General features: G+C 54.0%; 14 protein-coding genes and 1 riboswitch. Of the genes, 10 read left to right on the top strand and 4 right to left on the bottom strand.

The features are described 5' to 3' along the window. Positions 1 to 45 precede the first annotated feature (45 nt). From MV421_RS08885 to MV421_RS08905, 5 genes are all read left to right on the top strand, one after another. Complete coding sequence (locus tag MV421_RS08885; RefSeq protein ID WP_297418912.1) at positions 46 to 261, top strand: hypothetical protein; 216 nt, start codon at positions 46 to 48, stop codon at positions 259 to 261. Beyond that, the gene (locus MV421_RS08890; RefSeq protein WP_297418909.1) at positions 224 to 661 is read left to right on the top strand and encodes a type II toxin-antitoxin system VapC family toxin; all 438 of its coding nucleotides are present in this window, start codon (positions 224 to 226) and stop codon (positions 659 to 661) included. Before MV421_RS08885 ends, MV421_RS08890 begins: the two co-directional genes overlap by 38 nt. Beyond that, the gene (locus MV421_RS08895) at positions 658 to 1,116 is read left to right on the top strand and encodes a hydrogenase maturation protease (RefSeq protein ID WP_297418906.1); all 459 of its coding nucleotides are present in this window, start codon (positions 658 to 660) and stop codon (positions 1,114 to 1,116) included. The genes MV421_RS08890 and MV421_RS08895 overlap by 4 nt, the downstream gene beginning before the upstream one ends. A 185-nt stretch (positions 1,117 to 1,301) precedes the next feature. Continuing rightward, positions 1,302 to 1,511: a TRAM domain-containing protein gene (locus MV421_RS08900; RefSeq protein ID WP_297418936.1), complete on the top strand. Its 210-nt coding sequence runs from the start codon at positions 1,302 to 1,304 to the stop codon at positions 1,509 to 1,511. Between the two features lie 110 nt (positions 1,512 to 1,621). Further along, positions 1,622 to 2,917, top strand: a complete 1,296-nt coding sequence (locus MV421_RS08905) for a tRNA (N(6)-L-threonylcarbamoyladenosine(37)-C(2))-methylthiotransferase (protein WP_297418901.1) — start codon at positions 1,622 to 1,624, stop codon at positions 2,915 to 2,917. On the opposite strand, the gene MV421_RS08910 is transcribed toward MV421_RS08905, so the two are convergent. The 3 genes from MV421_RS08910 to MV421_RS08920 form a co-directional block, all read right to left on the bottom strand. Beyond that, positions 2,914 to 3,270, bottom strand: a complete 357-nt coding sequence (locus MV421_RS08910) for a cupin domain-containing protein (protein WP_297418898.1) — start codon at positions 3,268 to 3,270, stop codon at positions 2,914 to 2,916. The two genes, MV421_RS08905 and MV421_RS08910, sit on opposite strands and share 4 nt — an antisense overlap. Before the next feature lie 33 nt (positions 3,271 to 3,303). After that, positions 3,304 to 3,807 (bottom strand): ferritin family protein, encoded by a 504-nt coding sequence (locus tag MV421_RS08915; RefSeq protein WP_297418894.1) that lies wholly within the window; start codon positions 3,805 to 3,807, stop codon positions 3,304 to 3,306. Between the two features lie 279 nt (positions 3,808 to 4,086). Next, entirely contained in the window at positions 4,087 to 5,448 is a 1,362-nt protein-coding gene (locus MV421_RS08920) for a TldD/PmbA family protein (protein WP_297418933.1), read from the bottom strand. Positions 5,449 to 5,530: 82 nt separating this feature from the next. Here MV421_RS08920 and MV421_RS08925 point away from each other — a divergent pair, with 82 nt between their 5' ends. The 3 genes from MV421_RS08925 to MV421_RS08935 all read left to right on the top strand — a co-directional run bounded on the left by MV421_RS08925 (position 5,531) and on the right by MV421_RS08935 (position 8,291). Then, positions 5,531 to 6,043 (top strand): metalloregulator ArsR/SmtB family transcription factor, encoded by a 513-nt coding sequence (locus tag MV421_RS08925; RefSeq protein WP_297504021.1) that lies wholly within the window; start codon positions 5,531 to 5,533, stop codon positions 6,041 to 6,043. After that, positions 6,036 to 6,290, top strand: coding sequence for a hypothetical protein (locus MV421_RS08930; RefSeq protein ID WP_297418928.1), 255 nt, complete (start codon positions 6,036 to 6,038; stop codon positions 6,288 to 6,290). The genes MV421_RS08925 and MV421_RS08930 overlap by 8 nt, the downstream gene beginning before the upstream one ends. 66 nt (positions 6,291 to 6,356) lie before the next feature. After that, positions 6,357 to 8,291 (top strand): S16 family serine protease, encoded by a 1,935-nt coding sequence (locus MV421_RS08935; protein ID WP_297418891.1) that lies wholly within the window; start codon positions 6,357 to 6,359, stop codon positions 8,289 to 8,291. A 41-nt stretch (positions 8,292 to 8,332) separates the two neighbouring features. Here MV421_RS08935 and MV421_RS08940 read toward each other — a convergent pair whose 3' ends face one another. Further along, the gene (locus tag MV421_RS08940) at positions 8,333 to 9,439 is read right to left on the bottom strand and encodes a M20/M25/M40 family metallo-hydrolase (protein ID WP_297518246.1); all 1,107 of its coding nucleotides are present in this window, start codon (positions 9,437 to 9,439) and stop codon (positions 8,333 to 8,335) included. Positions 9,440 to 9,658: 219 nt separating this feature from the next. Continuing rightward, positions 9,659 to 9,722: riboswitch (Fluoride riboswitch) on the top strand. 18 nt (positions 9,723 to 9,740) lie between these two features. On the opposite strand from MV421_RS08940, the gene MV421_RS08945 reads away from it, so the two are divergent. Then, a complete protein-coding gene (locus MV421_RS08945; protein WP_297418886.1) occupies positions 9,741 to 10,700 on the top strand; it encodes an NADH-quinone oxidoreductase subunit H in 960 nt (319 codons plus the stop codon). Then, positions 10,697 to 11,323, top strand: a complete 627-nt coding sequence (locus tag MV421_RS08950) for a hypothetical protein (RefSeq protein ID WP_297418883.1) — start codon at positions 10,697 to 10,699, stop codon at positions 11,321 to 11,323. The genes MV421_RS08945 and MV421_RS08950 overlap by 4 nt, the downstream gene beginning before the upstream one ends. The last annotated feature ends 3 nt before the right edge of the window (positions 11,324 to 11,326 follow it).

Consider the following 11,326-nt stretch of genomic DNA (forward strand, 5'->3'; position numbering starts at 1 on the left):
TCAACTTTTTTAAGGTCTTCAAGCTAATTAAAACCGGGGAGGAAAATGGGGGAGGTAGTCATTCACGTCGTCGTTCCCGATGGCTACGAGGGGACCTTCAAAAAAGAGGTTGAGGAGATGGCCAGATACTTGAGAAACCGGGAGGAGCTGAGGAAGAATATGGAAAAGCTCTTCGGGATACTCAAGACCGAGAAAACGTGGAAGGAAATGAAGAGGGAGATGTATGAGGGGCGTCTTGCTCGACACCTCAATTCTCCTTGAATACTTTAAGGGAAACCCCAAAGCAAAGGACGTCCTCTTAAGATTAATGGGCTCCGAGGTAGTTCTCTTCATTAACCCAATAGTCTTCAGCGAGGTCGTTTACCTGCTTCTCGGTTTCTATTCCGGCGTATCCCCGAGAAGCCTGAAGGGAAAGCCTGAAAAACTGCCCGAGGAGCTTGACCTTGTTTTTGAGGCTCTTGAGAAATATGCTTTTGTAGAACTCGGCGAGAAGACTTCTCTGATAGCCAGAGACCTCATCCAGAGATATGTCATGCTCCCCAATGATGCCCTTATCCTGGCAACGTGCATAGAGCACGGCTTTTCCCTGGCGACGCTTGATGAAGACTTCAAAGCCCCCGCCGAGAAGGAAGGGGTCTCTCTTATCGGGGTGAGAGCTTGAGAACCTTAATTCTAGCCCTCGGCAACGACCTCATGAAGGACGACGGCGTTGGGCTTAGGGCCGGCAGGGTTCTCGCGGAGAAAGGCTACAACGTCCTTGAGGTTGGAATCGATATCTTCCTCCTCCAGAACCACTACGGCGGCGAAGAGAGGATTGTTATCATCGACGCGATTTTGAGTGATAGGCTGGAGCCGGGTGAGATAATTCACCTGCAGGACAGGGAGGTCTTTGAAAAGCTGAGGGCCGAGATAAGGAGCGCGCACTTCATGGGGGCCATTGACGGGCTCAAGCTGCTGATGACGCTCGATGAGAGGCTTGCAAGGGCAGATATACACTTCGTCGGCGTTGTCGCGAAGGAAATTGACCTCGGAGTCGAGCTGAGTGACGAGGTTGAGGGGGCCATCCCAAGGGTCGTTGGGCTTGTCAGGGACATCTGCGGGAATGGAGGGGGGTGAAAGGCGGGATCCACTGTCCCGTCGATTGTGGGGGGTTGGATACCGGCCAGACAGAACACTCTGGCGGCCGACACCTTCCGTGTTCTCCGATGCAAACCTTTATATACTCTCAAAATGACCCACCATCGGGACTCTTCTCGGAGTCTTTCGGGAGAGCCCTGAAAGTTGAAAAGTTGGTGTTGGATATGTATGGAGATGGATTTGGAGGCTACGAAGCCCCAGTTAAGGTTGGAGAAAGGTACAGAGTTAGGATTGAGAGCCTTGGAAAGGGCGGTGACGGCATCGCCAAGATAAAGGGCTTCGTTATCTTCGTCCCGAACACCCAGGTCGGCGACGAGGTTGAGATCGTTATCAACTCTGTCAAGAGGAAGTTCGCTTTCGGAGAGGTCATCTGATTTCCTTTCCTTTTCTCTGTTATTATCCCGTAGTTTGTGGTTTTTAGTCTAGTTGTAATCCCCAAAACTGTACCGCACCCTTTTTAAACCCCTTCCATCAGCCCGCTCCGATGGTAAGGGTTTACGTCGAGAGCTACGGGTGCACGAGGAACAAGGCCGACGGCGAGATTATGGAAGCCCTTCTGGTTAGGGCAGGTCATGAGCTGGTCGAGACACCGGAGAACGCAGACTACGTGGTTGTGAACACCTGTGCCGTTAAAGACCCGACGGAACACAAGATGGCGCGCAGGATACGGGAGCTTATAGATTCCGGAAAGAAGGTCATAGTGACTGGCTGTCTCGTCCACGTCAACCCCGGTGTTATAGACAGGCACGTCTCCGGGATGCTAGGTGTCAGGAGCATAGACCGGATTGCAGAAGCAATAAGCGTGGCGGAGCGCGGTGAAAAGCTCGTCAGCGTCGAGGGCTGGCAGGAGAAGAGCCTTGACAAGCTCGAACTCCCCCGCCTCTGGAAGTCCGGCGTTGTCTTTGTGGTTCCGATAAGTGAGGGTTGCCTCAACGCCTGCACCTACTGTGCGACTCGCTTTGCAAGGGGCGTTCTCAAGAGTTACAGGCCTGAACTAGTCGTTAAGTGGGTGAAAGAGGCTTTATCAAAAGGGTACAGGGAGATACAGCTCTCCAGCGAGGACACCGGTTGTTACGGCTTCGACATCGGGACGAATCTTGCGAAACTCCTCGACGAGATAACGGCCATAGAGGGCGACTTCCGCGTAAGGGTCGGTATGATGAACCCCAACCACACCATCAAGTTCCTCGACGGGCTGACCGATGCTTATCGGAGTGAAAAGGTCTATAAATTCCTTCACCTGCCCGTTCAGAGTGGTGACAACGAAATCCTGAGGAGGATGGGGCGGAACTACACCGTTGAGGAATTCGAGGAGATCATAAGAGAGTTTCGGCGGAAAATCCCGGGCCTCAACCTCACCACGGATATAATAGTTGGATTCCCAGGAGAGAGTGATGAGGCCTTTGAGAACACGGTTGAGCTTGTGAAGAGAGTAAAGCCTGATAAGATAAACGTCTCCCGCTATTCGCCGAGGCCGGGCACGATAGCGGCAAAGTGGACGCAACTTCCAGGCGGGAAGGTCAAGGAGCGCTCCCGCGAGCTTCACAGGCTCCGCCTTGGGATAGCCTATGAGATAAATCAAACCTACGTTGGGAAGACCATTGAAGTTCTCGTCCACGGTGAAGGGAGTAAGGGCGGGATCGAGGGCAGAACTTCCAACTACAAGGAGATAATCCTGGATTCTGGAAACCCCGGGGAACTGCTGGAGGTAAGGGTGGATTGGGCAGGCTCCACATACCTCAAAGGAAAGAAGATAAAGGCCTACTACCGCAGGCGCTAGGCCCACTCGTCCTCTGGAATCGCTTCCTTCTTGGCAGGGATTATGCATATGAACTCTAGTGTTTCTCCCGTCGCTTTGTATCCGTGTGGCTCGTTTGGCGGGACGTAGAGGAAGTCCCCTGTCTTAACGTGGTGCTCCTCCTTTCCATTCGTTATTATCCCCTCACCGCGAACGATGAATATCTCGTGCTCCCAGTCGTGGCTGTGCATTGGTATCTCCGAACCCTTCTTCATTGCAAAATAACGCATCGCGTAGTTCTTAGCCCCGAGCCTTGGGGAGACGAGCCAGCGGATTGTTACACCCTCAAAACCGGTGTCCTTCTCGGGGATGTCGGTGTAGTGCTTTGCTATCATGCCATCACCGTTCTGAATTGGGCACCCCTGTATTTAAGGGTGGCGGGTCTCAAAGGCTTTCTCGTACAGACCTAAGAGCCTCCGGTAGGAGTTCTCCTTTATCTCCGTCAGCCTTCCAAAAAGCTCAGCGGTTTCCCCGTCGCTTATCCTCTGAAGCTTGCGGTAAATGTCCCGTCCTATCGCCTCTGAGAGGAGTGCTAACGCTAAGGCCTTCTCCACGCCCCCAACCTTCATCATCTCACCGCAGACAGGGAGGGTGTCTAGCGGGGGTGCGTTGAACTCCAACGGCTTCCGCCCGGGGTAGAGCCTCTCGAAGAGCAGTTTTATCTCCCCTGCGTGCTTCCTCCTCTCCTTGGCAAGGTGCCTGAACTCGTCTGCTAAAAGGCCCTCAACGCGACCGGCCAGCCACTCGTAAGTCTCTGCCCCGCACTCCTCGTTGCAGATGGCGTAACTCAGCAGCTCGTAGCCGTTGAGGTTCCTCAGAAGGGTCTCTACATCTTGAATAATATCAATGTCTATCGCCATTTTTTCCACCATACATTGAGTAAACCTTTGGACTATATACACTTTTGCCTCGATGGTTTCAATGGAGATCAAGGGAATGGGACGCGTTAAGTGCTCCGTGGGGAACTGAGGGTTACCTTTTTTCTTCTGAAAGCCTCGCCCTTTAGGGCGGGGAGGAGGTCAGTACAATGAAGAAGTGAGGCTCAAAGCATACCTAGCCAATATCCTTGTTCCACACACTCGGAGCGTCCTGGAGCCGAGATTGAGTCCGATTTCCGGAAGCTGAAGGTCAAGATAAAGCAGGGGAAACGGCTAACGCATCCCGCCGACCAAAGCGCTCGTTAGCACGTGCGGCCCGCCGTCATCAACCGGGACAACCTGTCCCTTTCCGCAGTAGCCCGGGAACTCTATTCTAGTATCGTTTCCAACCGCCTTAATGTTCTTGAGCACATCCAAGATCTTTCCGGAGAGCGCGACGTCCCTGACGTGGGTCTTAATCTTCCCGTTCTCTATTACGTAGCCCTCTTTGGCCCCGAACGTGAAAGTCCCCCCTGCGGTATCGACCTGGCCGCCCTTGTCACCTATCATGTAGAGGCCACTCCTAACTTCAGCGAGCATCTCCTCGAAGCTCCAATCGCCAGGTTCGACATAGGTATTGCCCATCCTCACGAGCGGCTGGTAGGCGTAGCCCTGCGCCCTCCCGTGGCCGTTAGACTCCAGGTCAAGTAAAGCGCTCGTCTCGCGGTCGTTGAGGTAGTTCATCAGGATCCCGTCCGTTATCAGCTCAATGCGCTTTGCTCTGACCCCTTCATCGTCGTAGACGTAGGAGCCGAACTTGCCGGGCAGGGTGGGGTCGTCCACGACGTTTAAACCTTCAACCCCTATCATCTCGCCGAGCCTCCCCCCGAGTATGCTGTCACCGTTCTTAACGGAATCAGCTTCAACCGCGTGACCCAGGGCCTCGTGGATGAAGACACCGGTGAGCTCGGGATCCATCATCACGTCGAACGTTCCAGAGGGAGGCGCCCGTGCGTGAAGGAGTGAGGTTGCTTTCTCTTTCACGAACCCCGTCCAGCTGGGGAGATCTATCCCCTCAACCAGTTCCCAGCCCGTTGTTCCGCCGAAGCTCTTCCAGTAGGTCTGCATCTCACCATTTTCCTTCGCCGTAACCGAGAAGACGAGGCTTATCCTTGGAACCACCGTTTCTATCTCGCTTCCAATCGAGTTGAAGTAGAGCTGTCTTTTGATACCGTCGCCGTAGTGAACGGACCTGCTGACGATTCCGTCTCCAATGAGGAGTGAGCTGATCTCTCTTGCAAGGGCCAATTTCTCCTCGACGTCAATTTCGTTGAAAGGTTTCTTAATCTGCATTTCCACACTGTCCACAACGGGATCGCCAACGTGGAGTTTTGAGCTTCCCTTTGAGAGCCTCGCTATCTTCATCGCCGTTTCGATGGCCCTCTCTGCCCTACCCATATCGTTGGCGCTGGAAAAGCCCCAAGCACCGTTGAATGCCCTGACGCCGATTCCAACCTCCGTGTTGAGGGACAGCTCTTCCAGCTGGTCGTTCTCCATCCTCATGCTTGAGGCGGTGACCTCGACTATCCTTATTTCATAATAGGATATCCCGTAACGTCCCGCTAGCTCCTCTGCCTTTCTCATGAGTTTTTCCATTCTCCTCACCGATGGATATAAAAAGGGGAACTTTTTAGGGCTTCCCATAGAGGAATGAACCATAAGGGTTTAAGTGTTGCTTATGGAGAGGCGGGATGAGATACTAGGAACCATACAACACGAACCGGGGATAACCTTCCGGGGCTTGGCTAGGCGGCTTGGACTTGGAATCGGGGACCTCCAGTATCATCTCCGGAAGCTCGAGAGGGATGGGGAGGTCTTCTCCCGGAGGGTGGGGAGGAGGAGATATCTCTTTCCCAAGGGGTTGGAGGATGAGGCTCAAAGGCTCCTCATCGCGATTTCGACGGATACCAGAAGGAGGATCCTGCTCCGGCTCATTGAGGGGCCCGCTGACCAGAAGACTCTCTCCGAATACCTGGGGGTGAGCCAGCCCACTGTCAGCTATCATATGGGTGAGCTTGTGAAGCTCGGCATCATCGAGGCTGAGAGGAGGGGAAAAAGCGTGGTTTACCGACTTTCGTACGATCCCGGGCTGGTTGTGAGGATGATAAGGGATTACCGGCCCGGCCTGCTCGAGAGGCTTGCGGATGGTCTCATAGACCTGCTGGCCGGGGTTGGTGGTGGAGATGATTGAGCTGATACTCGCGGTTGTTGCAATCGTACTGTCCCTCCTGCTCGCTGGGATTTCTTACATTGCCTACAGGAAGAGCCACCTCCGTCCCGCGCTTTACCTCCTGATAGCATTCCTCCTCTTTGCTTTTAAGAAGACCATAGACGCGCTGAGCCTTGGGAGATGGATTGACAGGGATGTGGGCCTAATTACCGCGTCCCTTGAGGTGGTGGTGCTTCTGCTCCTGTTGGTCTCCTTCTGGAAGCGCTAAGTTCTAAGAAAAATGAACCAAAAACGCTTTATTAAACGCCGCTTTTCCTTAACCTGGGGTGAGATAATGAAAAAACTGGCAGTGATAGCACTCGTTCTAATGCTTGTTCTACCGTTTGCAGGATCCGCAGCGGCACAGTGCCCGGCGGAGGGACATACCGTTATCCTTAAGGCCCCAGCAGTCTCAAAAACCGCCAATGGCCAGCTGGTTGGAGTCGTAACGGAGTTCGTCATAACGGTGGCTCCAGGAAGCGGTCATATCTACATCGAGACGTGGCCGCTGGCGCAGGTTGACATGGAGGCCAGCGCTAGGCTCGCGGCACAGGTTGCGGGGCAGATCCTGGGTGTCAACATGAGCAAGTACGACGTGTTCATACAGGTGAAGGCCAACGCACCCATTATTGGCGGTCCCTCAGCGGGAGGAACGATGACCGTTGGGATAATAGCCGCACTCAAGGGATGGAAACTCAACCCGGACGTCATGATGACGGGCATGATAAACCCGGACGGAACCATCGGCCCGGTTGGGGGGATACTTGAGAAAGCCTCGGCTGCACACAGCGCGGGGGTGAAGCTCTTCCTCATACCGGAGGGCCAGAGGATACAGTACGTCCAGCAGACCCAAAAGAAGGAGATAGGCGGGATAATCGAAATAAACAGCCAGACAAAGAAGGTTGACGTCGTCAAGTACGCTAAGGAGCGCTGGGGTCTGAAGGTTATCGAGGTTAAGGACATTTACCAGGCGGTCTATTACTTCACGGGGCACGAGATACCCAGGCCGGAGGCGCCCGCTTACACCAAGATAGACACGTCCTTCCTGAAGGGGGATGCCATAGTGGACTACCAGAATACCACCAGGTACTACGAGACCGTTGTTACGAACCTCAAGAACAGCAACGTTGGTTACGAGACCTATACAACCCTCATGGCCGCCATGAACCAGGCCCAAGCGATACTCAACGAGTCAAAGGAAGCCCTTGACAGCGGGATGTACTACACGGCCCTGAGCAAGGACTTCCAGGCTAGGATCATCATAAGGCACGTCGACTGGTACATGAACACGAGCACCCAGGAGGACGTTCAGAGGCTTTTAAAGTACACGCAAAATGAAATAAACCAATCGGAGGAATTTGTCTCAGGGTTACAGATAAGGGGTATAACCATGCTTCAGGCCGTTGCCGCGGCCCAGCAGAGGGTTGAGGAAGCGAAGAGCCTACTCGACAGCGCCTGGAAATACTATTACTCTGGTGACTACTGGGATGCCATCGGTGACGCCGCCTATGCCTACGAGAGGGCCAAAACCGCCGTCTTCTGGGCAAAGCTTGGAGAGAAGTTCGCAAAGGGCAAGGTGATAAGCGAGGCAGTCATCAAAACAACGGCGAGGGAGTACATAGACGAATCCAGCCTTATAGTGGCCTACATAGAATCGATGTACGGCAACGTTGCCGGTGACCTTCAGAGCAGCATCCAGAAGGCAGAGCAGTACTACGAGGACGGCAAGTACTCCGCGGCGCTCTTCACAGCCATGGAGGCACGCGTTCAGGGGCAGGTCTTCCTCGACACACTTGGAATCAGCAACATGACGGTTCTCTTTGACAAGCTGACAGAGATGAAGTCCAATGCGAGGACGGCGATAGGGATAGCCGAAGAGAAAGGCATCAAACCGATACTGGCGATGGCTTACTACGAGTTCGCGGAGAGCTACGAGAAGAGCGCCAGGGAGAAAAACGACATCAACGACCTCCAGACGGCCATGATATTCTACCAGTACGCTAGGGAAACGGCGGGCCTGTTCCTGGGCAACTCTATGTCGCCATCTACAGGTGTTCCGAGCGGTAGCGGTGTCCCCCAGATAGCAGTTCCGGGAGGCTCAAACGGCTCATCAACCAGCACAACGGTTCCAGCAAGCTCAGGAAGCTCCAGCGGAACCGAATGGGGTATCTTAGCCGCCGTCGCCGTTGGGGCATTCCTCGTCGGTGCACTGACAGGGAAGAAGCTCTGATTGCAGGGTCTTATTTTTCTTCCTTATTCCAACGGAGCAATTTAAACGAGCGACCTTAGGAATGCTGTATATACCTTCTTCACCCTTCTGACGGAAGAAACACTCACCCATTCATTGATGGAGTGCCAGTTCTCCCCCACGGGGCCGTAGACGAGGGTTGGCTTGCCGAGGTATGCCCCAAAGTAGTTGAAGTCCCCGACACTCCTGCCGTAGGTTATCTCAGGTTCCCTTCCTAAGAACGTCCTGTGGATGGAGCGGAAGACGTTGACGAAGCGGTTGTTCTCCCTAACTGTGTAGGGGAGCATGTCCGGGGTCGGTCTCTCGAACCTGCTTATCTTGACACTTCCCCTGAGTCCAAGCTTCTCCCAGAGGGCTAACAGCTCACCCCTCACCTTCTCCCAGTCCTCCCCTGGAATGATGTGACGGTCGATTATCGCCATCGCTTCATCGGGAACGCTCAAGCCATCGGCGGAACCTTCAATGTGGAGCGTGCAGTATGAGCCTATGCCCAGCTTCCGGTGGTTCCTGAAGTGTATTCTCCCGAGGCTTCCTACGAACCTGCAGAGTTCCTCTATCGCGTTTATCCCGAGGTGCGGCCGGGCGGCGTGCGCCTTCTTTCCAGCGACCCTGACCCTCACGACGAACCTCCCCCTCGCCCCCAGCATCAGGCTCTCGTTGGTTGGCTCCGCAACTAGGATGAGGTCAGCCCCCTCCAGCTTCCCGCTTTTTATAAGCTCCCACGCTCCCCTAGAATACCCCTCCTCATTGCTCACCGCTGTAAAAATCACGTTTGGTCTCTTCTTCCTGGGAAGCTCCGCCAGCTCCACGAAGGCGCTTAGAATGGCAGCCAATCCCCCCTTCATGTCCGCGCTTCCGATTCCGTAAAACCTATCCCCCTCAAGTTCTCCAAGTGGGTTCTTTGTCCAGCCTTTGGATGGGTGAACCGTGTCCATGTGGCCGTTCAGAACCACCGTCGGCCCCTTTCCCGGAAGGTAGGCTATGATGTCGTCTCCGAAGCCTTCAACTGGAAGGGTCTCCACTTCAAAGTCCTTCTCCTCAAGAAAGTCCCTTATGAAGGCGGAGATCTCCTGCTCCCTCCCCGTTGGGGACTCGATCGAGACGAACTCTTTAAGAAGTTCAACCTCCATGGATATCACCAAACTTGTTAATATGTTAAAGCGCTTAAGTAGTTTTCCGATGTGACATTCGATATCTTCACTCAAAACCAAAAGTTAGTAGATTTCTCAAGGGTTGGTATTTTTGTTCTAAGATTGGAGATTTCAGTGTTCGCCAGTGGCTCTTTGTATACATTCCTTATCCGGAACGGTGGCGTAATCTTTAAAAACCCATGAGGCTACCCCCGCCGGGTATTTCCGGGCGAAGGCGTCCGCCCCAAATGCCCCCTGTGGGGATAATGACGCCTGTTCTCCACTCTAGGAGGTGACGCCCTTGAACCCGGAAGGAAGGATAGTTATAGGTTTAGTCCAGGTTATAGTCGTGCTCCTGCTCTCCCCCCTGATGGTGGGGATACTCAAGAAGGCTGAAGCTAGGATAGAGTCGCGGAAGGGAATAAGCATCTTCCAGCCCTACTACGACCTCGCAAAGTTCTTCAGGAAGGAAACCCTAATCCCCGAGAAAGCGGCTTCCTTCTTCGTGCTCGCTCCATTCATAGCGTTCGGAGCGATGCTCACACTGCCCTGGGTGTTACCCATCGTCGGCAACTTCCCCAGCTGGTTCGCCCCAACGGTGGACTTCTTCGGCGGGACGTTCCTCTTCGGCCTGGCCGCGATGGTCTCGATACTCGCGACTGAGAGAACTGGAAGTTACTACACCGGCATAGGGGCGACCAGAGCCGTTAACTTCGGCGCCTTCGCGGAGCCGGTTCTCATAATGGTCTTCTTTGGAGTGGCCATCCTCACGGGAACGAACAACCCGTTCCTGATGAACCACAGGATAACGGCAGGGGGATGGTACCTTAGCCCGACGCACATACTCATAGCATCGGCCTTCTTCATGCTCCTGCTCTTTGACACAGGAAAACTGCCCATTGAATCGCATGGAAGCAACGAACTCGGAATGCTCGACCAGGGGAAGGGCCTCGAGTACACTGGCCCCCTCTACGCTCTCAGCACCTGGGCGGGCTACATGAAGTCCTTCATCCTCATGGCGGTGTTTCTCAATGTCTTCGCGGTTCCTTGGGGCCTGGCAACAAACGCTTCGCTCTACGAGGTTCTCAAGGGGACTCTCTGGCTGTTCGTCAAGATGCTCGGACTCATAGGCGCGTTCGTGGTCGTTGAAGAAACCCTCGCAAAGATAAGGCTCTTCAGGATAATAGACTACCTCTCGGCCAGCTTTCTGCTGGCTATAATGGGTGTCATAAGCTTCCTCCTGGGGGGTGTTGTGCCTTGATTAGCGTTACAACTGAGGTCATAAACATCCTCGGAGTTACAGTGCTCCTGATAGCGTTCCTCCTGCTCACCGAATCGTATATGCACTCGCTGATAAACCTCATAGCCTTCCAGTCTCTCCTCATAGGAGGAATACTGGCCATCATCGGCTGGGAGAAGGCCAGTCCCGAACTCATCGTCCTGGCTGGGATTACCATAGCGTTTAGGGCGCTCCTGATACCCTGGATACTCCAGAGGGACATAATGAAGGAACACATCTGGCACAACAGGGAGGTCAAGACAACCCACCACGCGATAGTCGTCGGCCTAATCCTAGCTGTGACCGCCTACTTCCTATACATCCCGATATACAGGGCAACTGGAGACTGGAACGGGGTCATACCCTTCCTACTGCTCTTCCTCAGCATGCTCGTCATCGTCGGAAGGAGGAACGCCATGGCCCAGATAATCGGCTACATCAGCGAGGAGAACTCCCTGCTTTACTTCGCGGCAGTGATGACTTCAATGCCCATAATACTGGAGTTCGGAATCCTGCTCGACATGATAGCCTTCGTCCTGCTCGCGGTCATCCTCGGAGCCGAGAAGCGCTACGGGCCGGTTGAAGTTGAGGAGCTGGTGGGGTGATAA

Source organism: Thermococcus sp., from assembly GCF_027023865.1.
GTDB lineage: Archaea > Methanobacteriota_B > Thermococci > Thermococcales > Thermococcaceae > Thermococcus.